Consider the following 26,139-nt stretch of genomic DNA (forward strand, 5'->3'; position numbering starts at 1 on the left):
AAACCTCACCACCGCCAACCCCTATTAATACAGTTTAACAACCTTTAACAATATAAATTACAAATAACAACCATTATAAAACAGCAACTTAAAACAAATAAGAACAAACATAAATCACAACGAACAAAATAAGAACACACCAAAATACACAGTTAAACAGAGCTAAACAAGCCAAAAACCAATAGTTTTCTACTACTTTTGGAGCTTTCGAAAGTAATTCTTGATCTAAACCTATAAGTGGGCTATTCTTTAAAACATAGCGAGAGACAACCAAATTTAGGAGTAGTGTTATGATTTCATCTTCGCAAAGACAAGGACTTGTAATGATCGCGGTAGTTGTAGGTCTTATGACACTACCGATGATGTACTAAGCAAGTTACAGATAAAAAAAGGGACGCCATGAGCGTCCCTTTTTTTTGTTCAATTTTTTCACTTCGAAAACAGATGCAGTGTTAACACATCCCAGTTCGCATAATAGAAACCCGCTGCGGCTAAAGTCATTGCCATCATCAATAAGATCGCAACTCGCCAGATAAAACGACCGCTTCGTGGAGTCAGCTCCTTCTCACAGTCGTTACACATCATGATGAATTTATGCTGGTCTTCCAGTTGAGCGTCATGCTCATTCACTACCTTGTTACGACACGTTGCGATATAACGCAGCTTGATTACCATATCGTGCGGTAGCCTTTCTTCACAGCTTGTCACAAGCTCGTGCAATCCTTCGCCTTCAGCGTGGTATTGAAGTCTCAATAATTTTTCAATATTGCGAGTTCTTGTCACCACTTTTTCAATATCGGTCATCTTAGCCCTCCCACTCCACACTATAATTCTAGTCGAGCATTTCCCTATTTTTATACAAATTCATTGCTAGTTACTTAAGAAAGAGACAATAAATAACAATGCTTTATCCCAAGATTGCCATTAAATGTGATATCAGCCGAAAAATAATCAGCTTAGCTTACAGCAGTTCACGAATAGCGGCTTTAAACACATATCCCTATTGCCCGAAAGACTAGAATAACCATCACGACTACATGGAGGTTCTATGCCTAATTCACTCTTTCTTGCCATCTTTGCACTTGCTGGCCTTGCTGCTTGGGTATTTCTTGGTTTCTATCGAAAACACATGCAAGGTGATAACGCGCCAGAAAAGAAAGTGAATGTCACTGTACTAGACAAGCAGTCGATCGACCTTCCTGACGCAGAGCCTGGCCAAGAAGATCAAGAGTATTGGATTTACGTTCAACGTGGTGTTGTTGGACCGAAGCGAGAATTCCAAGTCGGTATCCATTACTTTCATGCTCTTAACCCTGGCGATAAAGGAACTTTAACCTACCAGGGCGATAAGTTCTTACACTTTGCATTGAAACGTTAATCACTTCAATACAACCATCCTCAGCAGCATTAAGGCAATAGCCAACTCGTTTTCTCTGATTTAGAAACCAGCCAACTCATCCATAAAGCCCCTGCACCACTGATCACTATCCATAATGGAATCACCCATGCCGGGTGTCCTTGGTACCAACCGAACTCTTTCATTGGCCACAAGAAGATAGGGTGCAGCAGATAGATACCTAAGCTGTGTTTACTGATAAAGCCAACCACTTGGTTACTTTTCTCAGATAACCCTTCTCCGTAGTAACGACACAGCATAAACACCATGCTCGCGGCTAATACAGTATTCAGCGTTTTGTAAGATAACCAACGACCAACGGTGTACTCCTCGGCAATTAAGCTCGCATCCACCACCATGTAGACTGTGGTTAACAATGCCAATGCGCCAAGCCCCACACTCACACCAACAGTTAACTTGTTAAGCGGAACCTTCTTGTACAACAGGTAACCCAATGGCAAGTAGCCAGTGTAAAGCCACAACTCGTGACTCCATGGGCCATCTATCCTGAGTAAGAACAACAAAGTCGTAAATAACCAAACCGCAGTGAAACCATAAACGGCCTTATCCCCATACTTTCTGACCATGATCTGTAAGAAAGGAATCACGAAGTAGAGCGGGATAAAGTAATAGAAGAAACCAAGGTGGTAATAGGTGTAGTGATGGTAGCTATTGAGCAACACCTCCCAACTCACGTCGGCATCAAAGCCCATCGCAGACCAACCAGACAGGTAGGTATAGAAAAGCGACCAGACAATGAAAGGTATCAGTACCTTACCTAGGCGGCGCTTGAGGTAATATTTGGCGTCAAACGGGCGCTGATCGCTCAGCATCAACGCGCCACTAATCAAAATAAACACTGGCACAGCCCAACGACTGAAGCCATTGACGGTGATCGCCGTTAACCACTCACCGAAAGGAATCGTTCCTAGCTCGTTGCGATAAGGAGCCAAAACATGAATCGCGATAACCGCTACGGCCGCGACACATCGTGCTAAATCAAAAAAGAGAATTCGCTGCTTCATGTAAATGCCTGATTAATATTCAATCATTCTACTATAGCAATAAAAAAGCTGACCGGAATAAATACCAAGTCAGCTTATTGTTAAAGGAGAAGCATATCGCGAATTAAGAACGCTCGACTTTAGATTATGCGACTTTAGCTCTTGTTAATGAAGCTCTTGCGAATAAGGATCATGCGGCTGACGCTTGCGGCACCTTAGGCAAACGCAAAGAGATCACCGTAGTTATAGCTAAGAACGCGAACGATACCCACAGGCACGCAGACAAACCGGCCATTTGAAATACCAAGCCCGACAGAATAGTGCCAATCAGACGGCCCATCGCATTCGCCATGTAGTAAAAACCGACGTCAAGCGACACACCATCGCCCTTCGCATAACTGACAATCAAGTATGAGTGAAGTGATGAGTTCACCGCAAAGATGGCACCAAATACCATCAAACCACCGATGATAACCAGCTCGGGTTGCCACCCAATCTGTACCGCATAAGCAATGCCAGCGGTCACGATAGCCAATGCACCCGCCCACAATAACGCAGCATGACCATCAGGTACCTTACCTTGGGCTTTACCGGTAATCTTAGGTGCAATGCCCTGTACAAAGCCGTAAGCGATGGTCCAAGCCGCTAAGAAGCCACCAACCCATGAGTGGTCCCAACCAAACACACTGCCTAGATAAATCGGCAGAGCAATCACAAACCACACGTCACGAGCACCAAATAGGAACATACGCGCTGCCGATAAGATGTTGATGGATTCAGACTTAGAGAAAATCTGTTTGAACTTGGGTTTGGTTTTCGCTTTACCCATGTCCGCTTCTAAGCTCACTAAGCTGCCAATGAAGACCAATGTCAGAACAGCAGCCATCGCTAGCACTGCGTATTGGAAGCCAATCGTCGAAAGCAGCAAGCCACCAATAAAGAACCCGGCACCTTTAAGCGCATTCTTAGATCCGGTCAGAATCGCAATCCACTTATAAAGCGCGCCTTGCTGTTCATCCGGAACCAAGGTTTTGATTGAGCTCTTGGCACTCATCTTATTGAGGTCTTTAGCGATACCAGACAACGCCTGCGCAGCCATCACCCAAGGGATGGTCAACATTGCGCTTGGTACCGCGAGCATGCCCAAGGCGACAACTTGCATCCCCAAACCGATGTTCATGGTCTTATTGAGTCCAAGACGAGCCCCTAACCAACCACCGATGAGGTTAGTCACCACACCAAAGAATTCATAAAAAAGGAACAGTGAGGCGATCTCTAACGAACTGTAGCCAAGGTCATAGAAATACAAAACCACCAGCATACGAAGTGCACCATCAGTAATGGTGAAGTTCCAGTAGTTAAAAGTCACCAACATGTATTGGCGAACGCTCTTACTTAGATTTGAAAACATAACGCTATCTCTGCAATCTAAACAAAAAGAGCTTTTAGATCATAGGTGTCCAAAAGCTCTAATTCTTACTTTCCACTTAACTTATACTCAAAATAATTGGAGTTGCAGCTAGGCAACAAGCAAGTTCAGCCCTATGAGCATAGGTGTTCTATGTGATTAGGGTGAACTTGCGCAGTTAACAACTCTGCAGGTTCAAGTATGAAGAGCTACGCAGAAGCTACGCCGTTGATATACTCAACCTGAATCGGTTTAGTAAAAGCACCTGGACGAAGCGCCTGAACTTCTTGAACAATCTTGCTCAGATCCCAACTCTTCTCTAACAGTAGGTGTGCAGCCAATAAACCAGTGCGACCAGAGCCGCCCATGCAGTGCATTGCTACCTTACCACCGTTATCCACGACTTGGTGTAGTGCAGGGCTCGCTGCTTGCCATTTCGCAGCAAAATCAGCACCCGGTGCACAATCGTCTTCGATTTCGATCTGGAACCATTGCATGCCTAGTGCTTGCGCTCTCTCGCCTAACTCAGAAACGTTCTTGCTTGCCAGTTCTTCACTGTCTAAAGCCGTCACAATCGCTTCAACGCCTTGCTCTTTTAGCTGAGCCAGTGATGCATCAAGCGTTGCTTCTTTTGTACCTGGGCATGGAGTCAGGATTAGCGCACCTTGCTCTAGGTCTAGTTGCCATGTTGGATGTGTCATTATGTATTCTCCAGATTCTACTATTTCTTTAATACGCAGGCTTATGCCAAACCAACTGTACGTACTAGCTCTGCTGTACGTGTCGCGTAGCCCATCTCGTTGTCGTACCAAGCGTAGATCTTAACCATGCGCTTACCTACCAACATGGTTGATAGTGCATCTACGATAGTTGAACGTTGGTCGCCTTTGTAATCGATAGAAACCAGTGGACGCTCTTCAAAGCCAAGAATGCCTTTTAGTTCATTCTGAGAAGCTTCTTTCAGCATCGCGTTAACTTCTTCTACCGTGGTGTCTTGCTTCACTTCGAAGATGATGTCAGTCAGAGAAGCGTTCGCTAGAGGTACACGAACTGCGTGGCCATTGATGCGGTTTTCAAGCTCTGGGAAGATCTCAACAATCGCTTTAGCGCTGCCCGTTGTTGTCGGGATAAGGCTCATGCCACATGCACGTGCACGGCGTAAGTCTTTATGGGGCGCATCAAGAATAGTTTGCGTGTTAGTTAGATCGTGAATAGTGGTGAAGGCTGCATTTTCGATACCCAGCTTCTCGTTGATCACTTTGACCACTGGCGCGAGACAGTTGGTTGTACAAGACGCTGCCGTTACGATTTTGTGTACAGCTGGGTCGAAGATATTGTCGTTCACACCGACAACGATGTTTGCAATGCCTTCTTCTTTCACTGGCGCCGATACCACAACTCGCTTCACGCCTTGCTCAAGGTATTTGTTCAGGAAAGATGTCTTACGGTGAACACCCGTAGCTTCGATAACCACATCACAACCAGACCAATCGATCGCGTCGATGTCGCGCTCTTTGGTGGTTTTGATGCGTTGACCGTTGATTATCATCTCATCGCCTTCAACAGACACTTCGTGATTCCAACGACCTTGAACTGAATCGAACTCGAGAAGGTGAGCCAATGTCGCTGTATCGCCAGCCACATCGTTAATTTGAACAAATTCTAGCTCAGCCCAATCGAATGCGGCGCGAAGTGCTAGACGGCCGATACGGCCAAAACCATTAATACCTACTTTCACTGTCATCGTATTTTCTCTCAGTTAATTGCCTCATATTTGAAGCCGCTGCGTTGTTGACTACGTTCACTTACCCTAATCACATAGAACCACTATGCTCATAGGGATAAGTTCACTTGTCGCCTAGCTGCAACTCCAACTATTTCGGCAATAAGTTTTAATGTATTTAAACGCAACATTGAGGGCGTGAAGTTATTGCTTCTAAACGCTCAATATCTTGTTGGTATTCAGTTTTCAAACAGTTCGATGCGATAAGGTCATCAATTAACTTTAGCATCCAACCCGGTAAATCTTGTGACAGGCGGTAGAACACCCACTGTCCTTGGCGAACATCCGTCAAAATGCCATTTGAGCGCAACTGCGCTAGGTGACGGGAAACCTTTGGCTGACTTTCTTGCAATGCCTGAGTAAGTTCACCAACAGACAAGCACTCATTGCGCACTATCAACATTAAGCAACGCACTCGCGTTTCATCAGACAGTAATTTAAAAAATTGGTGAGGAAGCATAACTACATACTCATATATGGATATGCGTATATATTAACTATAAAAAAACGCACGTCAAGGCGTGCGTTTTAATTGTCATAAAAGTTTAACGAAGAAAAATCAGAGCTGGTTGGTTACGTTATGACTCCAACGTTGAGCTTCAGTGAGCTCGGTTTTAACCTGTTCAACATTCAGTCCCAAATGAGCACAGTGCTTATCAATCTGTTGCCAATCCGCATGTTCAAAGCTCTCTTCAAGTGCTAAAAGCGTTCCATATGGCCCTTCTCTGCGTAACAAAGCGACCTTGATGGTTTTAGATAATGGGAGTTGTTCAACAAGATTTTCTAGCGATAAATCTAACAAAGCATCGAGTGACGAAAACAAGCCAATCATAAAGGCTTGTTCAGCATGCCCTGAAAACGGCTGATAGCGAGACATACGCTGACAGAACTGAGCTCGCTGAAGCGATAAGCTGTATAACTCTTTCGGTTTCTTATCTGACACATAAGAAGCCACCGCCAGCGAAACAAACATTTTGAGTTTTTCTTGCCCTAGATAAACCAAGGCCTGACGGAAAGAAGAAATTGTCACCTCAAGACGTGGCGACATGGAATTTACGAAGCGTAGAAGCTTGTATGACAACGCCACATCTTTGGCCACAATATTTTCAACTCGTTGAAAATCGACATTGGCTTTACACACTTCTTGAAATAGCTCCATAGCAATCACCTGCTCTGGGCTAATGTACTTGGTTTTGACTATCTCTGGCTTACTGAAAAAGTAACCCTGAAAAAATCGAAAACCCGCTTCTTTGGCTTGTTGGAATTCTTGTTCGGTTTCGACTCGCTCAGCAAGGAAGCTAAACTTCTGACCTTGGTGAGCCCTAACTAACTCACACGCTTCATCCAAGCCCATTTGCATAATATCGAGCTTCACAATATGCGTGTATTTTAGGAAACGTTCCCATTCTGGCGTCGAAGTAAAATCATCTAGGGCAATCATGTAGCCCGCTTGGTAAAGTTCTTTAACGGCTTCTAATAACTGGTCGGTCGGTTGGCAGGTTTCAAGGATTTCAACCACGACCTTGTCTTTAGGCAAGCTCAAAGGCAACCGACGGATCAGGCTTTGATACGGGAAGTTAATAAAACAACGTGAAGATGGGATCGAAGGGTTAAGCCCAACCGATAAGAAGTTCTCAACAATCAGACGATACGTTGCTCGATTAGACTCAATATGCGCAGGATAGGCATTCCTTTCTCCGTCGCGAAACAACAGCTCATAACCAAGCGTGTTCTTCTTGCGATTTAAGATAGGTTGTCTAGCAACGTAGGTAGCGGTCATTTATTGATAACTCTATTGGTTTAACGATAACTCTATTGCCTAAACTAAGCTTTCGCGGCAGCCAGCAAAGCCCCGCAGCCCATGAACATACCACCAAATATTTTATTTATCTTACCCATTACGCGATCAGAACGAATAAAACGTCCCATTTGTGAAGCTAATGAGGTGTAACCCAACATAACCACGCTATCAATGAATACCGTCGTTACACCAAGCACTAATAGCTGTGGAGCCTGAGGCTGTGTCGGATCGATAAATTGAGGAAAAAGAGCCACCAAAAACACGATAGATTTCGGGTTAGTGAGATTAATCAGCACCGCATTTCTCAACAATCTTCCGCTCGATAATATTGTGCTCTCTTCTGAAGCCACCAAGCTAGAGTTATCACGCCACTTTTGAATACCCAACCACAAAAGATAAGCCACACCGACCCATTTGATGATAGTGAACGCCAACGCGGATTGAGCGACTAGTGCACCAATGCCCGCTCCCACCAGAATGATGTGGAATGCTAGACCAAGCTGTAAGCCTGCGATCGACGCGAGTGATTTCTTGGTGCCATAACTTAGCCCATTGCTGATTGAATTAACGGTACCAGAGCCCGGAGCCAAACTAAACAAAATCGCCGTGACGACATAAGCAAGCCAAACATGAGTATCCATTTGCATTTCCTTACTAGTTCTTTAATCTAACAACATTAGTAGCGATAACGCTCTCACATGCATCAGTTCAGGTAATTTCCCATGGAAAACCACAGTGCCGCCCCGTTTTCGTACACGCAAGAACCTGAGTTCGAGCAAGCGATTAAACACCCGATCCCTGCCCTTTGGCAACAACGAAAAGATGGGTATGTCACATCATCTGGTAAAAAGAAGCTGTACTGGTGTAGCCTAACCTCACCGACGCACACCAAAGCCATTGTAATTTCAAATGGTCGCATCGAGTGTTGCTTGAAATACCAAGAACTCTTTTATGATTTCTATCAACAAGGCTATGACGTTTATTCATTTGACCACCAAGGTCAAGGCCAGTCGGAACGTATGGTAACAGACTCTGACATCGGTCACATTCATGAGTTTGATGATTATGCGTCAGATATGTCCGACATCATTGCCAGCTTTGACCTCAACCGATATTCCAATCGTTATCTGCTCGCTCACTCAATGGGCAGCACGATAGCCACTCGCTACCTGCAAACTCACCCAGACCACCCGTTTGACAAGGTCACGCTGTGCGCACCCATGTTTGGGATCAATACTGAATGGTACTTCAAGCCCATCGCGATGGTTGTTGGACAGGTACTCACGGCTTGTTATGCCAAGCCGACTTATGCCCCAGGGCAACAAGCGTATTACTCGAAGCCCTTCGAAAATAATTTATTAAGCCAAAGCAAGGTACGTTACCAATGGTTCCGCCGACTGTATGACGAGTCACCCTCTTTACAAGTGGGTGGACCAAGCACTCGCTGGGTTTGGCAAGGATTAATGGCAGCTAAGCAGGCAATTCAGCAGACTCGTCAAATCAAAATCCCTCTGCTATTGATTCAGGCTGGGGAAGAGAAGATTGTGAGTAACGATGCTCAAATGAAGTTCATCAATAAGCTGAAGAAAACCAACTCAGCCAGCCAGTTTATGGCCATTGAAGGCTCTAGACATGAGGTGTTGTTTGAAAAAGATGAATATCGCAATCAAACACTGGATGCCATTAATCAGTTTTTTGTTTAACGCTCGCACACCAATAGAAAGTAACGACTAATAAGATAAGCGCTAAAGAGGAAGAGAAGTAAGTGAGCTTTGCCCTCTTTTCTTGCATGAATTTGGCATACAATTTCTAGATAGAGATATTGTATTTCAAAGGGCACTGGCATTGGCTGGTGTCGATATTGGTTAAGCATTTTGCAATGAGGGTTAAATGACTATTCCTGCACTAAAAGATTCCGTGAAAATTGTTGCCTCTGATCTAGATGGTACGCTTTTGGCTCCCAACCATCAGTTAAGCGATTTTACCAAGCAAACACTCACGAAGTTACACGGACAAGGTTATACCTTTATCTTCGCAACAGGTCGTCACCATGTTGATGTTGCTGGTATTCGCAAGCAAACGGGTATTCCGGCTTACATGATCACCTCGAATGGTGCTCGCGTGCATGACCAAGACGACAATCTAATGTATGCCAAGAATATCCCTGCTGAATTAGTGCAAAGTGTTGTGGATGTGTTTAAGAAAGACCCAGAGATCTTCATCCATATCTATATGAACGATGAGTGGTTACTGAATCGTGATGACGAAACAATGAAGAAGTTTCACGATCAAACAGGCTTCACATACCGATTGTACGATGCAGATAACGCACCGAGTGAAGGCATTGCTAAAATCTTCTGTACTCACCCAAATAAATCACATGAACACCTTGTTCCATTTGAAGATGAGCTCAATGCTCTGTTTGGTGAAAAATTGAATGTCGCTTTCTCAACACCTTGGTGCTTGGAAGTGATGGCTGCAGAAGTGTCTAAAGGCGATGCGCTACAAGCCGTAGCTCAATCTATCGACCTTGAGCTAGAAAACTGCATTGCTTTTGGTGATGGCATGAACGATGTCGAACTACTATCAATGGCAGGTAAAGGCTTAGTGATGGGTACATCCCATGAAAAAGTACTTAAAGCGCTGCCTGATAATGAAGTGATTGGCAGCAACGCCGACGATGCAGTTGCGCACTACTTAGAAAAGCACCTGCTTTAATCTAGTCAAAAAAAATCTGAATAAATAAAAAGGCAGCCAGTGGCTGCCTTTTTTGAACCTTACGCTAAAAGCTTCCTCTAACGCTAACGAGAGCCGAGTACTTCTTTTCCTAAGATCGCCTGCCACTCCTGTTCGGTAACAGGCATGATGGATAAGCGATTGCCTCGTTTAACCAGCGGCATTTCGGTGAGCTCAGGCATAGCTTTAAGCGTTGCCAGAGGGATCAAGCGCTCAGTCACTCGCACAAACTCGACATCAACCATTATCCAGCGAGGGTTATCTGGCGAAGACTTGGCATCATAGTAATCACTCTCGGGATCGAATTGAAAATGGTCTGGGTAGGCTTCTCTGGTTACCTTTGCGATCCCTGCTACGCCAACTTTTTTGCATGATGAATGGTATATCATCACCAGATCGCCAAGCTTGACGTCATCACGCATCATGTTTCGAGCCTGATAGTTGCGTACACCCTCCCAACAAGAGGTTTTTTGCACTCTAAGAGTCTGAATAGAGAAGGTGTCGGGTTCTGTTTTAAATAACCAATATGCCATAATAAATCCAATTAACGGTTGCTCCGAGGAAGATATAACATGAAGGTAATGAAAAACCCAGTGACATGGCTAGTCGCATTCGCTTTACAAGGCTGTGTAACGGCACCAGATACGCCGCAACAACCTGAATTACCACCAGCAACCTTAGATGAACCACTGAGCATTCAACCGCAAACCTTCATCATGCGTGGTCAGGTTGTGGTTGGTCATGAAAGCCGAACTTTCACGCCTTGCGGCAGCCAACAACAATACTGGTTAGATTTATCACCCGAGTTAGCGCTAGAAGCACAAGGGTTGGCCACTAGACCTTATCAAGCCTTATACGGCGAGCTTATCGGCCATCTCACTGTGCCGAGCCAAACGGGATACAATGCCGATTTCACCGCACGCTTCGTAGTTGACCAAGTCAATGTGCTAACGGCAGAGAACCCTGATCGTTGTGACCAACCACTTCGCGCAACACGCGCTTTTGGTAATGAACCATACTGGTCAGCAACCTTCGATAAAGACCAACTCAAATACACTAAGATGGGCGAAGAACCTCAGCGCCTCAATATCGAATCTAGCCGCACCACACCAAGCACCCGCGACTACCAGCTTAAAGGTAACCAGGCTCAAGGTGAGTTAAATCTTAAGAAAGAGAGCTGCAGTGATGGCATGAGTGACTCTATCTATGGCTGGCACACCAAACTTAATCTCAATGACAGCAGCTACAATGGCTGTGCAATGGTGGCTAACCAAGACCCAACCCTCGACTGGAGTGGACTCTACTTCGCAAGCTCAACGCAGAACACTGGCTTCTCTATCAACCTAGAACTCAACGATGACCACAGCGCTATTACGACTTACTCGTACAGCAATGGCGATCCTTCTATTATTGAACAGGGCTTCTGGCAGCAACTTAACCAAAATCAGGTACAGGTTGTGATGACTCGCCACCAGCAACAGTACTTAATCTCTGAGCGCATCTTCACACTCGATAACGGCAAACTGGTCGCTGAGAAGGAAAAAGTGGGCAATGTTGTCTACCCTATTGCCAATGGCGGTCTAGTGCTATTTGAAGCCAAGAGTGAACAGGCACAAGTGAATACGACCACCAACGTTGATCTAACCGCAAAGCAGGTAAACTCCAGTGATCAACTTGATCAAAAAGTCGACCAAGCGATCCGCGAGTATTTTAAGATCAACAACACCGCACCAGACAATACTAAGTACCGCTGGCTAACCTACGATCTGAACGGCGATGGCAAAGAAGAGCTATTTGCTCAACTCGATTGGTGTGGTTCGGGTGGCTGTACGTTGCTTATCTTTGAAAACCACCAAAACAACTGGCGCTTCAATAGCCGAGTGACACTGGTTAAGGGCGATATACGCTTAGGTAAATCGCAAAATCATGGCTGGCAAGATCTGATCTTCAATGTCAGCGGCGGTGGAGCAACACCAGCGAAGCACACACTGTCTTACACCGGTGTTAGCTACCCACTAAACCCAAGCGTTGCTCCAGTTGCGGACGATGCTGATATCAGCGATGTGGTTCTGTTTGCTGATGGCATATCACCAGCACAAAGCGGAGTTAAGCTATAACCATGAGTAATCAACAAGCTTGCGGTGGTTGTGGCTTCACTCATCAATGTATTTGTCATCGTATACCAAGTGTTGAAAGCCAAACTGATCTTGTACTGCTGACTCATGAGAATGAACTGTCGCGAGACACCAATACCGGAAAGCTGCTTGAGCAATCTATTCAGCAGTGTCAGTCCTTCATGTGGCAACGAAAAACACCGCCAGAAGAGCTAATTGCCTTACTCGAAGACGACGCATTACAGCCTTTTTTGCTGTTTCCAAGTGACAAGAGTATTGAGTGCCAGCAGGCCGTGTCATCTGTAGCTGGAGATCGTAAGCCGTTATTCATCATCTTGGATGGCACATGGCAGGAAGCGAAGAAAATGCTCAACAAGAGCGCGTGGTTAAAAACCATTCCTCAAATCCATCTCGATATCACGACGGAATCGTCATACACCTTGCGCCGCAATCAAGACAGTGGGCACCTATGTACCTGCGAAGTTGGCGTTGAGTTACTAAAAACGTTGGGAGAAGCCGAACCTGCTAGGCTGATTAACGATTACTACCAGCACTACCTAAAGGTGTTTCAAGCGGATAAATGTGGTCATTCACTCAAATAGAGGAAGCCACGTACAAGCTTGCGGTAAATAACGTAAAACAGAAACAAAAACAAAAAGGGTGAGCCATAAGCTCACCCTTTTCACATCTAACGTTAATCTATTGAATCTATTGAACCGATCGGTGTTTCACGTGAAACCCATACTCTGGCTGTTCTCCGAAAAGACATTTCGTCACATAGAAAGCACTTCTCCACGTAACTCGCTCGATTAAAATAAACGCTGAGGTTGACCGAAGTAGTAACCCTGCAGGTAATCGACCCCCATATCTTCTGCGATTCGACACACCTGTTCATTATGTACGAACTCCGCCACTGTCTTGGCATTGAGTATCTGGCACAAACTAACAAGTTGCTGGGCAATCTTACGCTGTTTCTTGTCTTGGTCGATATTGCGAATCAGGCTGCCATCGAGCTTTATCACCTGTGGCTCAAGCTTCAATATCTCATCAATGTTCGAATAGCCTGAGCCAAAATCATCAACGATGATATTCACGCCCATATCGCGGAAATGGTTACATATCTCAATCAATCGACCGTAATCCTGAATCTGTTCGGTTTCCAGTACCTCTAACCCAATGCGCTGCGGGTGACTGATCTTTTTGATGGCTTGCTCAAGATGAAGAATAGTTTTCTCGTTGTTGAAATCTTGTGGCGCCAAATTAATAGAAAACGAATCGGTTCTTTGACTCATAAAATCAAAGGTACGCGTTATCATCTGGCGACTAAGGCGCGTATAAAGATGCGTTCCCTCGATAATCGGTAAAAACTTACCTGGAGCTATCAGCTGACCATCTTCTTCTATTCGAACCAAGCATTCATAGCTTTCAACTTGATGGCTGTGCGCTGACACTATGGGTTGAGAACACGCAACAACGTTTTGATTCAACACCGCGCGGCTAACACAAGACAACCAACCTAATTGCTCTTGCCGCTGCTTCTCTAGTTGGATTAATGTTTTAGCGCTCACTAGATGCTTATTCTGACTTACCGCACTACGACGAGCCTCAATAGCTTTCAGTAACAAGTCATCTATCGATGTGGTTGGAAAATCACGACGACTAGCAATGCCTGCGCAAATTGACACCGAGAGGTAATCGATATTCGGTAAGCCCATCGGCTCAAAATTTACGTGTTCGGTTTTATCAGCAAACTCAGAAAAGCGCTGATGAATGTGCTCATGGCTGGCCCAACTTTCAAAAACTACCGCCCACTCGCCAATACCGATGCTGTAAAGCTGACACCTTTCATCAAAAAACTGCCACAACGCCTTTTGAAAATACTCACTCAAATCACGAAGCAGCTTATCACCCACTCGATAACCGTACTTTTCATTGATCTGTCCAAACGTCGTGACCTTCAACGCTAACAAGTGACTATCAGCATTCATTTTTGACAACTTTTCACGCAACACACTTCGATTAGGTAAACCCGTTCGACGATCAATCCGGTAACTGGCAGTCAGTGCAGTGGCTTGCTGCCGGATCTTGCTCGCCATGCTGTTGTTCATGTCATCAACATCGAGCAAAGCATTACGAATCAATGAAAATAAGGGGGATATGTTCGTGGCAGGTTGTGTCTCAAGCGGAATGGCACCTTCAGCTTCGACCTCTCCCTCTCTTAGAGTGAGATACGTTAGGCTGTGATGCAGAATACGTTGTTGATCATCATCTTGATAAAGCTCGCCCATACAATACACACCATAGGTGTCTGCTAGGTTTTGAAAAGTCTCCACCTCTTGGTTGCCGTCAATAAAGTCGATACGCGAAGTGCAGTTATAAATAAAGAACTGTTGCGGGGCATGAACACCAATTTGTTGAACGCCAAGTCGTATCTGCTCCAAGGTAAGGGAAGGATGGTCATAACAAAACCTCACCTCTTCACCTAACTGAAACGAGCCACTGAATTCAACCTCCCCCAATTCAGTGACCTTAAGTGGCAGATGGATATTCTGCTCTTTCGGATCACCGACCATCAAAGGGAAGTTATGGAGTTGCTCGAAAGGTACTTCGAGGCCGTCCGCAAGGTAGCGATTATAAAGATCACGAACAGGCATGCCGTCCAATTCTGCCAAGCGTTGACCTTCAGCGCCAGTGACTCGAAAGGTGCGCCCTATCGGGTTCCACTCGGTGTAGTAGCCTTTGGTTACGACTAACTCAGAGCTGTGTAAGGCCAGCATTACGTAGGCATTTTCGTAGCAATGGCCGTTCAACATAACCCACCGTCCACTGTCGGTAATAGTCGATGCGCCGCCACAAATAGGCAATGAGTATCGGGATTGTTCAAACGCAGCAAACAAGGCTCGGTTATTTATCTGCAAGCGATCGGCAAAGCAGATAATACTTTGAGTCTGAGCGGTACATCCCAACTGTTCCCACATCGATTGGCTATCAAGCTGTGGCTGATCGCTATACTCCACAACACCACAAGAAAATGAGGTGCTGTCGAAGCGAGTAACAATAAGGAATAAGCCCTGATGCAAAATGACACCTTCGCTGATGTAATGATTGGCACTACAACCAATGAGCTTTGCGTTGGGGAAAGTCGATTGAATTACTTGGCAGGCAGCCAAAACCGAACCTTTCTCGAAAGACGAAAACACCTGAATCAGTAGGCTTTCATGTGTATGAAAATCTATCTTTTCCAATTCACGTTGGGTTTGTTCTATGTCTTGTATCAGGAGAGAGGTCGACTGCATATTCACATTAATCGTTGCGTTAATGATTTGTTATTGTGCTTATTATAGATAAGGCTTGCACGGAATACTTACAATCGTCTTGTAAATAATGTGACGTTAGTTAGACATCACTCATTCCACCAAAAAACAGTCATTAATGGTGGCTGAGCGCATTCAAAGTAAGGGCTTGTGGAATTTTACGAGCTTTAACAACTAAAACAGTCGCTTAGGCTCGCCAAAGTAATAACCTTGCAGGTAATCGACACCCATTTGCTCTGCTATCTCACAAACCTGTTGGTTATGAACAAATTCAGCGACCGTTTGGGCATTAAACACTTGGCACAAACGCACCAATTGAGAAGCGATGTTCCTTTGCTTTTGGTCTTTGTCGATGTTGCGAATCAAGCTGCCATCGAGCTTGATGATCTGCGGCTCGAGTTTGATGATTTCATCAATGTTGGAATAACCTGAACCAAAATCATCAACAATGATTCTCGCCCCGAGTGCACGGAAGTGATCACACACCTCAATCATTCGACCGTAATCTTTGATCTGCTCAGACTCGAGAACTTCTAGGCCAAGCCGAGTGGGATCGTTGATACCACTAATCGCAGTCTCGAGAATCTCAAGTGTCTTATCGCTCAGCAAGTCTTGTGGAGAAAGGTTGATCGAGAACGGGCTCTGCTTATCCGCCATATAACCAATGGTGTTCTTAATCATATGTCGGCTTAGACGAGTATAAAGGTGCGTGTCAGCAATCATAGGTAAGAACTTACCCGGTGGCACAATCGTCCCGTCGGCTTCCATGATTCTGACCAAACATTCTTGGCCAATCATTTCGTGGGTACCCGCCGCAACAATCGGCTGTGAGTAAGTGATGATGTTCTGATCTAAGATTGCTCGGCTTACACAGCTCAACCAACCAAGCTGTTCCTTGCGATCTTCCTCACTCACCTGAATGTCTTTCGCGTTAGTAATATGGGTGTTATTACGCACTCCATAACGTCGAGCTTCAATCGCCTTCAATAGGATCTCATCACCGCTGTCGGTTAAGAAATCACATCGGCTAGCAAAGCCACCACACAGCGAAACCGACAGGTAATCAATATCGGTTAATCCATATGGCTCAAAATTAATGTGTTCAATGTCATCAGCAAACTCAATGAAGCGTTGCTCTATCTTCCCGCTATCGATACTCGCGTTAAAAATGATTGCCCACTCACCAACACCAATACTGAACAGCTCGACCTGAACCTTGGATTCCTTCACGACACGAAGATGCAATCGCTCAACAAAATGATTCGAAAGGTCGAGTAACAGCTGATCACCCACTTGATAACCATACTTCTCGTTAACCTGATGAAAATTAGTCAGCTTTAAAGTCAGAAGATGTTCACTGAACAGAATCGAATTAAGGCGCTCTTTTAATACAATGCGATTGGGCAGCCCAGTACGCGAGTCAATTCGGTAACTCTCAGTTAGACGGCGTGCCTGCTGATGAAGTTTTTTCTCCATCTGGGTATTAATGCTGTCTAAGTCCGCAACCGCATTTCTCACTAAATTGAGTAGCGGTGATACCGTAGAATCACAATGAAAATCATCACAACGAAATTCGTCTATCTCATCCGACTCTCTCATCGCAATGTAGGTGAGGCTGTGATGAAGTATGTCTTGGCGATCTTCATTGCGGTAGAGCTCACCCATGCAGTAAGCGCCGCTGGCCTTCACAATGCCTTCAAATGGCTTTAGTTCGAGCTTACTGTCGATGAATTCAAGTCGAGAGACACAGTTATAAATGATCACCGATTCCGGTTGATGCATCGCAAGCACCTCAGCACCATGACGCACTTTTTCAGCGGTTAAAGACGGGTGGTTATAACAGAACTGTGCTTCTTCTCCGACATGCCAAGGGCTATCAAACTCAATACTGCCATCGTCGTTGATACGAAGAGGCGTTGAGATGCCCTTCTTTCTTCCGAGTTCACGATAAAGCGGAAAACTCATCAACTGACTAAATGGGAGGTCTTTGCCATCAGCGAGGTAATGTTTGAACACCTCAATGGCTGGCTTGTCATTCAATGCATATAAGCGGTTGCCCTCAGCTTGAGTGACTCTCAACTTCATTCCAATAGGGTTCCACTCAGAATACGCGTCCGACCAAACCTTCAACCTTGGGTTGGTCAAAGCGACCGCAACACAGGCGTGTTGATAGGTCTCTTCGTTATGCATAACCCAACGGCCAAAGTCATTCTCATGGCAGAGTCCACCAGCCACCGGCAAGGTATAAGGCAGATTTTCAAAAGCGCCATAAATGGGATAATCGCGCCCTTCAACCTGATCACACAGGCTAATAACCGTTTTGGTGTCTTTGGAAAGAGATAATTGAGCCACCAGAGCTTGGCTATCTTGGTTAGGATTGCCAGTAAAAGGCTGCACAGCAGAGGTTAAATGTGTTTCATCAAACTCGCTGATAATCACTAAGGTACAAGCGCTTTCAAGGCAGTTATCACAAATAACATGACGCGCACTTTGGCCTATCAATATGGAATGATTTAGATGCTTGAGAGCAACACTCGCAATGCGTCGAGCAACGTCTGGAGATTGGGCTGAAAAGAGTTGAATTAGATATTGCTTGCGGTCACACCATTCTCGCTGTTCAAATTGAGATTTAAATAACTCCTCAGTATTTGCGAGAAATGTAAATGTTTGCATGCCAACCCTTGTTCAAAATCGAATGAAATGAGAACCCGCAACCACTGCTATGATTGAAATGAATCGATAAAAAGTAGTCGCCAATTATCCTAGCCTAAACAGGCAGTTAATTACGACTAATGTAACAATTCAATATCATAAATGCGACCCAATAGCTTACCGTAGCTATTAAATTAGTCGCATGAGATCGCTAAGTTGCTCTATTTCAACATCAGGGAGCACACTCGCCTTCGAGCAGAGGTATAAATTGGAACCAGTGTCATTAAACCAGCACGCTTGGAAGCCATTTTTCTTAGCTCCGTAGACATCCGTTCTCAGATGGTCACCCACATGAAGAATATTGTTCGCATCAAAACCTAAGTATTGCTGCGCTTTTTCAAACATATCCGGGTAGGGCTTTGCTCTGCCATCAGGGCCAGCTTTGAGGATTAATTGAAAGTATTGCCCTAAGCCAATTTTATGCGGATCGACATTACCATTGGTAATCGCCACCAAAGGAATACGCTGGCTAAGCTCAGCCATCACGCGATGTGTCTCTTGAGGAACATCCACCTGATTACGTAGCCATAAGGCATGCTCTATACCTTCACGAGCTGCCTGTTCTGCTTGCTGCTGAGAGTAACCCAGTAGTAGCAAACCACTCTTAATCTGTGTTTCACGCCACACGGTGACATCATGTTTTAACGCTGGGTTTTCAGAGGCGACTTGTTGTTTGATACCTTGCCACTCCTCTAGCGATAGAGAAGCGGACACAGGATGCTTTTGATACAACCACTGCGCCATCTCTTTCTCAACCTTCATGATCACAGGCCAGTTGTCGTATAAGGTATCATCCAAATCAAAGGTCATGGCTTTGATGGGCTTTAACCCTCGATAAATTCGCATAGTTAAACCCTTAATCTAATCTTTATTCTTCTTACGAGCTCTTGGATGAGCTTGGTCATAAGCTTGTGCTAAATGTTGGAAATCTAAATGGGTGTACACTTGCGTGGTCGAGATGTTTTCATGTCCGAGCAACTCTTGGACCGCACGAAGGTTTTGGCTTGATTCAAGCACATGCGTTGCAAACGAGTGACGCAATTTGTGCGGGCTAATATGACTGGCAACAGCCTGCTTCTTGCCCCACTCTTCCATACGCTTCTGAACACTGCGATGAGAAATACGAGTACCGAGTTTAGAGACAAACAGTGCAGGCTCACCCGGCGAAGCGAGTTCACCGCGTACTTTTAACCATTTATCGACCCACTCTTTGGCTAAACCGGAAAACGGTGCTTTGCGTTCTTTGTCACCCTTACCAATCACTCGGATTTCGCCCTGTCGAGCTAACACATCTCTCAGGTTGATCCCGACCAGTTCGGCCAATCGTAATCCCGCGCCATACATCACTTCCATCATCGCTCGGTCACGAATCGATAATGGATCATCCTCATTCACATCAAGCAGTTGACCCACTTCATCGGCATCAAGGTTTTTAGGTAAAGGGCGTTGTTTACGAGGTGCTGAAACACCTTTAGCTGGATTAGCTGACATCTCGCCACGCAATACAAGGAAATCAAAGAAGCTGCGTAATGAAGATAAGCGAGTCGCGATGCTACTGGCTTTCATACCCTCACGCATGCCTTTACTGGCAAGTTGCCTTACCCATGCAGCATCCACTTGAGTCCAATCTTTCAGCCCTAATGTGACTAAATGAGCGGCCATGGTTTCGAGCTGTTGTCGGTAATTGCGTTGGGTGTGTAGGCTGAGTCCCTTCTCGCTTCTGAGATATTCATAGAAGCGAGAAAGTGGCTTTTGAAGGCTGTTAGGAAGAGGTATTTTGGGCTCTAGGCTCATTATTTATCTGCCAAGGTAAGGTGTCCGCCAAATGAGCAACAACAAGCGCTAAATGGCGTAAAAAGAGCGTATCCATATGGGGTTGGAAATGGCCGCCATCTTCGCTAGAAAAGGCGAGCAAGCCCAATGGAGACTGCTTAGCAAGCGGGAGTACTACATAAGAGCCTAGCTCTGGAACTGGAAAATCACCAAACAAATCTTGTCTGTCCGTTTTTCTCAAGCGCCCTAAATAAGCATCTTTACCGTTGAAATGGTTCAATGAAAACTTCGAGTAACGTTCTCCGTTAAGCTGGTAAAAGCCCAACTGAGACAGCACGCGAATATGAGCTTTCAAACCTAATTCAATCGCCTTTTGTTCAACCGCCTTAATGACTTGCATGAAATCACTGCATTTCAATACCTGAGCTTGCAGATCCATAAACTCATAAAAAGTTTTGTCGTTATTCGCAGCCAGCGACATCAAGCCAGTGATCTCTTCTTCTAACTCTTCGATTCTCTGGCGTTGACGCTTAAGCTGAACCTCAACCAAAGAAACCGCGCCCTGCTCAACATTGTTAACAGCAAGGCGATCAACCAGATTTTTTCTGTCTTGAAAAAAATCTGGGTTATCACGTAAATATTCCGCGACCACTTCTGCGGTGAGTGCGTCGGCTTCAACGTAAGACAAAACCTATCCTTTATTTTTTATGAATCTATTTGTTATCAGTCATTGTTAGCAAGAAAGCTGACCATCAAACACATGCGTTGCAGGGCCAGTCATAAACAGAGGTTTACCCGGACCTTGCCAGCTAATGTGTAAGTCACCGCCAGGTAGACGAACTTTCACATTCTCAGCCAGTAAGCCTTGAGTAATACCAACCGCAACTGCGCCACATGCGCCGCTACCACATGCCTGAGTTTCACCCGCGCCGCGTTCGTAAACACGTAAGCGAACCTCTTCACGGTTAACCACCTGCATAAAGCCAGCATTAACACGCTCAGGGAAGCGTTCATGTGATTCAAGAAGCGGACCTAAGGTCTCCACATCGGCAGTGTCGACGTCATCAACAACAGTAACTACATGCGGGTTACCCATGCTTACGGCACCGCAGAACAAGGTGTGTACATCCGTTCTCAGGATATACGTCTTCTCTGGCTGCTTTGCCTTGAATGGAATCTTGCCTGGTTCGAACTCAGGAATGCCCATGTTCACCGTGATCTGGTCATTGTCTTCAATCTTGAGAACCATTTTTCCTTTCTTGGTGCTCACGTTGATGCTGTACTTATTCGTCAAGCCTTTCATGCGAACGAATCGTGCAAAACAACGAGCGCCATTGCCACACTGCTCCACTTCACTGCCATCCGCATTGAATATGCGGTAATGGAAGTCAGTTTCTGGATCATAGGGAGCCTCAACCACAAGTAGCTGATCAAAGCCCACACCAGTGTGACGATCCGCCAAACGACGGATCAAATCTGGAGAAAAGAAAATATTTTGAGTAATGCAGTCCACGACCATGAAATCATTGCCCAAACCATGCATTTTAGAAAAGTGGAAGTGCATAACGCTTAAAATTACTCCGGAAGAATGTTTTCAAGTTCCCACAGACTCGTAAGCTCTTCACGCTGACGAACCAAGTGAGTTTTATCGCCATCAACCATAACTTCAGCCGCACGCGAACGAGTGTTGTAGTTAGATGACATAGCGAAGCCATAAGCACCAGCAGAACGAACGGCCAGTAGATCGCCTTCTTCAAGAACAAGGTCGCGATCCTTACCTAGGAAGTCACCCGTCTCACAGATAGGGCCAACCAAGTCGTAAGTCACGGCTTCGCCCTGACGTGGGCTCACAGGAACAATATCCTGCCAAGCTTGGTAAAGTGCCGGGCGCATCAGGTCGTTCATTGCTGCATCTATGATGGCAAAGTTCTTATGCTCAGTAGGCTTGAGGAACTCGACTTTCGTTAATAATACACCAGCGTTAGCAGCAATCGCTCTTCCAGGCTCGAAAATCAGCTCTAGATCAGAATGATTGTCTAGGCGAGCCAACAAAGCTTTCGCGTAGTCTGAAGGTTGTGGTGGTAATTCATCACGGTAAACCACGCCCAAACCGCCACCGACATCAAGGTGTTTGATGTTGATGTCATTAGCACGTAGTTGGTCGATCAGTGCAAGCAGGCGGTCAGTGGCATCGATGAAGGGTTCGATATCCGTTAGCTGAGAACCGATGTGGCAATCAATACCATGGATAGACAAGTTATCGAGTGTTTTTGCAAACGCATAAACAGCAGGAGCACGGTCGAAGGCAATGCCGAACTTGTTATCACGCAGACCCGTAGAAATGTAAGGGTGAGTGTTCGCATCAACATCTGGGTTAATACGCAGTGAAATCGGCGCCTTAACGCCCAGCTCACCAGCCACTTTATTCAGTCGCTCTAGTTCTGGCTCAGACTCTACGTTGAAACATTTAATGTTCAACTCAAGCGCACGCTTCATTTCAGCGGCTGTTTTGCCGACACCAGAGAACACAACTTTCGCCGGATCGCCACCTGCAGCAACCACACGCTCTAGCTCACCGCCAGATACAATGTCGAAACCAGAGCCCAAGCGAGCCAAAGTGTTCAACACGCCAAGGTTCGAGTTAGCTTTAACGGCGTAACACACCAAGTGTGGATGCTCGCCAACCGACGAATCAAACGCATTCCAGTGGCGTTCTAATGTTGCACGAGAATATACATACAGCGGTGTACCATATTGCTCTGCTAGTTGTGAAAGTGCGACGTCCTCAGCCCAAAGCTGGCCATCTTCCTGATAGTTGAAGTAATCCAAAGTTCTTATCCCTTATAAATAACGATTTCTGCGTGTTTCACTTATTGTGATTGTTCAGTCTGCTGAACTTCATCAGGATCGTACAACGGACCCGTTTGACCACAACCAGAAAGTCCAATAACGGACACCATAAACAGAGCGGTAATTAATTTTTTCATTTTGCATATCGTGATTATTAACTCAATGCCCCCTATAATCGCACCACACTCAAGAAAAGCAATAGGATAGAAAGGATGAACGATACTGAATTTCATCAGCTGGTCGATATACAGATGCAAAACATCGAAGAAGCTATCGATGAATCAGAGGCAGATGTTGATTACGAAGTGACTGGTAACGTGATGACGCTGGAGTTTGAAAACCGCAGCCAAATTATCATTAACCGCCAAGAACCAATGCGTGAGATCTGGCTAGCGTCTAAATCTGGTGGCTTTCACTTCAAGCTAATTGATGACAAGTGGACATGCTCAAAGACGGGCATGGAATTGTTTGAGATGGTAAAAGAAGAATGCGTAAAGCACGCAGGTGAAGAGATCAATTGGGTCTAATCATTTGTAAGCAAAACTAAAAAGGAGTGAATCAATCACTCCTTTTTTAATATCAATCAGTCTCAATAAGCCTAGATGTTGACTATCTTTGAACTCCGAGAAGCCAAGGTCGCATCGTTACGGTAAGGCACAACATAAGAGTTTCCCTCTTCCGGATGAACGATCTGATAGTACTGAGGGAGATTAAAGTTAATCAATTTAGAAGACATCTTCGACTCATCTTTTACCGACGTGTAGAAAGAGTTCACGCTCGCGATCATCTCATCTTTTTCGCCGCTGTACTGGTGATACACCTCGACCTGATTCGACTCGTCCAATACATAGATATTGAAACCTTTGTCGGTGTCTTCGAAGAAAAATTGAATTAACCCTTCACTGGCAAAGCCATCAACCACATCTGGCAGTTGATACTCTTGCTCTTTATCAAGCATCAGTAACGGTGAGCCCTTCAACTTATTGGTTGAGATACTACGGTAGAAATCGACAGAGTTTTCCAACATCTGTACCGACACACCACGACGTTCAAAGAACAGACCAAACATCTTGTTGGCTAAACGAATAGCTTTAAAGCGGCGACGTTTCTCTGGTTCAATCGGTTTCAAGCGTAAATCGATACACTCGGCAAGCAGTTGATAGACCATGTTACGCATCACACCGCGTAGGTTTTTGCTGTAACAGAATACATCGACCGATTCTGGCGGTAAGGCATCTTGGTGCATCTTACCCAGTACCGTCTTAAGCGCGTCCAGCATCGCAGTATCCCCTTGGAAATGAAGCGTACGTACTTCATGCCAAGAGTTACGATAAACCAAGTCGACACTGCCGACTAAGCTCTTACCTTCTTCACCAAAGCTGAAGATATCGGCGTTCTTAAGATCCACTTTTAATGCACGACCACTTAATTCAGACGTCGGGTCATTTTCAAAGTTGATGAACATCGCCAGTTGGCTTATCTCACATGGGCTCGCCAGTGCTTGCATGCTCGGACGACGTTTACGTAAAGAGAAGGTGTTACGTAGGTCACTCACCATTTGATAGAACTTATCGATATCAATGTGAGCATCACGAACCACAGAGTGCAAACGTGTCGACTCGGTAATTAAGCCATTAAAGAATGACCAAGCAACCAACTTACTCAAATACTCATGATGCTCTAGTGAAGGCTGACCAAGAATACGATGCGCTACCAAGGGCTGTTTATACAGATACCAACCAGCTTTGTTGGACTGACCCTGACGAACTTCGATGAAGCTCAAGTCTGGTTCATGCAGATCCGGGGAAATTTGCGGGTTCAGTAGCGTCACTTTGCCCGGCAATACCTCAAACGCAGCGTAAAGCTTACGAGCCAAGATACTGATATCTTGTGGGCTGATTGCCGATGTGATGTCGTTACGACGCGCAAATTGAATCAGGTTACGGTAGCTCAGCATCAAGGCATCAAGCAGCGCATGGTGCACCACTTTAACCTGCTCAACCTTCCAGTTACGGCGGTTGTCGAGCTCAGCAATGGTTTCTTGTCCCCAGTTCCAAGATTTAGTCATCTCGGTTAAGGCTTCACGACGCCATGCCACAGAACCAATACCCGCTTCACGCGACAACTTCTCGTGGGTCTTAAGGTAGAAACAGCGTCTCACCAGATCCAAACGAGTATGGTCGTTAATGCGTTCTAGATAGCGAGTTACCTTTTCTAGCATCAGATAATAACTATCCATGCCATACAGATCAGGTTCATCCGCGAAGAAGCGGCGCTTGGTATCGATACTCAGCAGTTGGGTGTTTGGGTATTCCCATGAATACGCTTCTAACAGGATCGCCTTCAACACCGATTTATACGGGGAGTCGATACTCTTATAGAGCTGCCATAGGTTTGAACCAAAGTATTCTTCAGCAGGAATGCGATTCAGCTTGCCGAAGTCTATCCACTGCGAACAATCAAGATAACCATCCTGACATAAGCCTTGAACGTATTGGTCATAACACTCTTCCATCTCAGGAGGAATGATTTGCCATAACAAACGTTGGCCAGCCAAGCGAACCGCAGAACGATAGAATTCATCAAGCAACAACAAGTGCTGTGAAGAACCGCAGTTATCACCGGTCATCTCTTCAGAATGGTTCGAGCGAAAACGCTGTTCATCCATCAAGAAGAAATTTGCCTCAACCCCTAAGGTTTCCGCCCAATCAGTAATAAGCAGACATTTATTAGTCAGGCTATCGCGCGCTGCGCCATCCATATCCGGAGACACACACACCCAGATATCAAGATCACTTGAGGTGCTTTGACCAATAGAGGAAGTACTACCCATGGTGTACAGACCAAGGATTGCCGGTTCAGCAGCCTCAGTGAGTTTGCCACCAAGCGTTAATTCGGTATCAGACACAAATTGCTTTTGGAATTCGTTAAGCGTGAAGCTACGAATTCCAAAAGGAACTTGTTGGTCATAGTAACCAGGCATCATTGGATGATTGAAGTGAAGCAGTGCGGGGATAAGGTTGAAAACTCGCTGGCCTTGGACATTCATCAACGCCAACGCACGATCAATGCGCTGCTGATTTAGATTGTCTAATCGTTGAATCAAAGTCTGAGTGTAAGCCTGCAAGGTAAGTCCTTGGTTTGAGATTAAATGCACTTCTGTTTAGTTACTGAACGAAAGCAGCAACAAAACGTGATCAATTTAACACTTTTACCCTTAATGGTAAAGCAAAGGAAGCCGTCATACT

The 26,139-nt window shown here is 45.3% G+C and carries 24 protein-coding genes; 6 read left to right on the forward strand and 18 right to left on the reverse strand.

The genetic code is table 11. The features are described 5' to 3' along the window. Positions 1-429 precede the first annotated feature (429 nt). On the reverse strand, positions 430-804 hold the full coding sequence (locus QUF19_RS16410; RefSeq protein WP_102433886.1) for a DUF4145 domain-containing protein: 375 nt from the start codon (positions 802-804) through the stop codon (positions 430-432). A 244-nt stretch (positions 805-1,048) separates the two neighbouring features. Here QUF19_RS16410 and QUF19_RS16415 point away from each other — a divergent pair, with 244 nt between their 5' ends. After that, positions 1,049-1,378, forward strand: a complete 330-nt coding sequence (locus tag QUF19_RS16415; protein ID WP_286295065.1) for a DUF2500 domain-containing protein — start codon at positions 1,049-1,051, stop codon at positions 1,376-1,378. 29 nt (positions 1,379-1,407) lie between these two features. Here the strand turns inward: QUF19_RS16415 and QUF19_RS16420 are convergent, their stop codons facing one another. The 7 genes from QUF19_RS16420 to rhtB all read right to left on the reverse strand — a co-directional run bounded on the left by QUF19_RS16420 (position 1,408) and on the right by rhtB (position 8,033). Beyond that, the gene (locus QUF19_RS16420; protein ID WP_102433888.1) at positions 1,408-2,421 is read right to left on the reverse strand and encodes an acyltransferase; all 1,014 of its coding nucleotides are present in this window, start codon (positions 2,419-2,421) and stop codon (positions 1,408-1,410) included. A gap of 169 nt (positions 2,422-2,590) precedes the next feature. Next, entirely contained in the window at positions 2,591-3,811 is a 1,221-nt protein-coding gene (gene arsJ, locus QUF19_RS16425; protein ID WP_102433889.1) for an organoarsenical effux MFS transporter ArsJ, read from the reverse strand. A 206-nt stretch (positions 3,812-4,017) separates the two neighbouring features. Next, positions 4,018-4,509 (reverse strand): cyclin-dependent kinase inhibitor 3 family protein, encoded by a 492-nt coding sequence (locus QUF19_RS16430; protein WP_286295067.1) that lies wholly within the window; start codon positions 4,507-4,509, stop codon positions 4,018-4,020. Between the two features lie 41 nt (positions 4,510-4,550). Then, positions 4,551-5,552: an ArsJ-associated glyceraldehyde-3-phosphate dehydrogenase gene (locus QUF19_RS16435; RefSeq protein WP_286295068.1), complete on the reverse strand. Its 1,002-nt coding sequence runs from the start codon at positions 5,550-5,552 to the stop codon at positions 4,551-4,553. Positions 5,553-5,709: 157 nt separating this feature from the next. Beyond that, a complete protein-coding gene (locus QUF19_RS16440) occupies positions 5,710-6,051 on the reverse strand; it encodes a metalloregulator ArsR/SmtB family transcription factor (protein WP_102433891.1) in 342 nt (113 codons plus the stop codon). A 99-nt stretch (positions 6,052-6,150) separates the two neighbouring features. Next, on the reverse strand, positions 6,151-7,371 hold the full coding sequence (locus QUF19_RS16445; protein WP_102433892.1) for an EAL and HDOD domain-containing protein: 1,221 nt from the start codon (positions 7,369-7,371) through the stop codon (positions 6,151-6,153). Between the two features lie 44 nt (positions 7,372-7,415). Continuing rightward, complete coding sequence (rhtB, locus tag QUF19_RS16450) at positions 7,416-8,033, reverse strand: homoserine/homoserine lactone efflux protein (RefSeq protein ID WP_286295072.1); 618 nt, start codon at positions 8,031-8,033, stop codon at positions 7,416-7,418. An 81-nt stretch (positions 8,034-8,114) separates the two neighbouring features. On the opposite strand from rhtB, the gene QUF19_RS16455 reads away from it, so the two are divergent. Further along, positions 8,115-9,095: an alpha/beta fold hydrolase gene (locus QUF19_RS16455; RefSeq protein ID WP_286295073.1), complete on the forward strand. Its 981-nt coding sequence runs from the start codon at positions 8,115-8,117 to the stop codon at positions 9,093-9,095. Positions 9,096-9,282: 187 nt separating this feature from the next. Then, positions 9,283-10,110 (forward strand): Cof-type HAD-IIB family hydrolase, encoded by an 828-nt coding sequence (locus QUF19_RS16460; RefSeq protein ID WP_102433894.1) that lies wholly within the window; start codon positions 9,283-9,285, stop codon positions 10,108-10,110. A gap of 83 nt (positions 10,111-10,193) precedes the next feature. Here QUF19_RS16460 and QUF19_RS16465 read toward each other — a convergent pair whose 3' ends face one another. After that, on the reverse strand, positions 10,194-10,661 hold the full coding sequence (locus QUF19_RS16465) for an EVE domain-containing protein (RefSeq protein WP_286295074.1): 468 nt from the start codon (positions 10,659-10,661) through the stop codon (positions 10,194-10,196). Between the two features lie 39 nt (positions 10,662-10,700). Here QUF19_RS16465 and QUF19_RS16470 point away from each other — a divergent pair, with 39 nt between their 5' ends. Next, positions 10,701-12,245, forward strand: coding sequence for a COG3650 family protein (locus tag QUF19_RS16470; RefSeq protein ID WP_286295075.1), 1,545 nt, complete (start codon positions 10,701-10,703; stop codon positions 12,243-12,245). A gap of 2 nt (positions 12,246-12,247) precedes the next feature. Continuing rightward, positions 12,248-12,844 (forward strand): tRNA-uridine aminocarboxypropyltransferase, encoded by a 597-nt coding sequence (locus tag QUF19_RS16475; RefSeq protein ID WP_286295076.1) that lies wholly within the window; start codon positions 12,248-12,250, stop codon positions 12,842-12,844. Positions 12,845-13,051: 207 nt separating this feature from the next. Here QUF19_RS16475 and QUF19_RS16480 read toward each other — a convergent pair whose 3' ends face one another. The 8 genes from QUF19_RS16480 to lptM all read right to left on the reverse strand — a co-directional run bounded on the left by QUF19_RS16480 (position 13,052) and on the right by lptM (position 23,028). After that, the gene (locus tag QUF19_RS16480) at positions 13,052-15,538 is read right to left on the reverse strand and encodes a bifunctional diguanylate cyclase/phosphodiesterase (protein ID WP_286295077.1); all 2,487 of its coding nucleotides are present in this window, start codon (positions 15,536-15,538) and stop codon (positions 13,052-13,054) included. A gap of 192 nt (positions 15,539-15,730) precedes the next feature. Further along, the gene (locus tag QUF19_RS16485; protein WP_286295079.1) at positions 15,731-18,229 is read right to left on the reverse strand and encodes a bifunctional diguanylate cyclase/phosphodiesterase; all 2,499 of its coding nucleotides are present in this window, start codon (positions 18,227-18,229) and stop codon (positions 15,731-15,733) included. Positions 18,230-18,397: 168 nt separating this feature from the next. Then, on the reverse strand, positions 18,398-19,114 hold the full coding sequence (yigB, locus tag QUF19_RS16490) for a 5-amino-6-(5-phospho-D-ribitylamino)uracil phosphatase YigB (protein WP_286295081.1): 717 nt from the start codon (positions 19,112-19,114) through the stop codon (positions 18,398-18,400). 15 nt (positions 19,115-19,129) lie between these two features. Next, positions 19,130-20,062 carry a tyrosine recombinase XerC gene (gene xerC / locus QUF19_RS16495; protein WP_286295083.1) on the reverse strand — a complete coding sequence of 311 codons (933 nt, stop codon included), beginning with the start codon at positions 20,060-20,062 and terminating at the stop codon, positions 19,130-19,132. After that, complete coding sequence (locus QUF19_RS16500; protein ID WP_286295084.1) at positions 20,031-20,729, reverse strand: DUF484 family protein; 699 nt, start codon at positions 20,727-20,729, stop codon at positions 20,031-20,033. Before QUF19_RS16500 ends, xerC begins: the two co-directional genes overlap by 32 nt. A 45-nt stretch (positions 20,730-20,774) precedes the next feature. After that, positions 20,775-21,605: a diaminopimelate epimerase gene (gene dapF, locus QUF19_RS16505; protein ID WP_017104749.1), complete on the reverse strand. Its 831-nt coding sequence runs from the start codon at positions 21,603-21,605 to the stop codon at positions 20,775-20,777. A gap of 11 nt (positions 21,606-21,616) precedes the next feature. Beyond that, positions 21,617-22,870 (reverse strand): diaminopimelate decarboxylase, encoded by a 1,254-nt coding sequence (lysA, locus tag QUF19_RS16510; protein WP_009848209.1) that lies wholly within the window; start codon positions 22,868-22,870, stop codon positions 21,617-21,619. Between the two features lie 41 nt (positions 22,871-22,911). Next, positions 22,912-23,028: an LPS translocon maturation chaperone LptM gene (lptM, locus tag QUF19_RS26495; RefSeq protein WP_407829960.1), complete on the reverse strand. Its 117-nt coding sequence runs from the start codon at positions 23,026-23,028 to the stop codon at positions 22,912-22,914. Between the two features lie 75 nt (positions 23,029-23,103). Between lptM and cyaY the strand changes: the two genes are divergently transcribed. After that, positions 23,104-23,418, forward strand: coding sequence for an iron donor protein CyaY (gene cyaY / locus QUF19_RS16520; RefSeq protein ID WP_010438796.1), 315 nt, complete (start codon positions 23,104-23,106; stop codon positions 23,416-23,418). 71 nt (positions 23,419-23,489) lie between these two features. On the opposite strand, the gene QUF19_RS16525 is transcribed toward cyaY, so the two are convergent. Beyond that, positions 23,490-26,018, reverse strand: coding sequence for a class I adenylate cyclase (locus QUF19_RS16525; RefSeq protein WP_286295087.1), 2,529 nt, complete (start codon positions 26,016-26,018; stop codon positions 23,490-23,492). Positions 26,019-26,139 lie beyond the last annotated feature (121 nt).

It is taken from the genome of Vibrio sp. FE10 (assembly GCF_030297155.1).
In the GTDB taxonomy this organism is placed as follows: Bacteria; Pseudomonadota; Gammaproteobacteria; order Enterobacterales; family Vibrionaceae; genus Vibrio; species Vibrio apostichopi.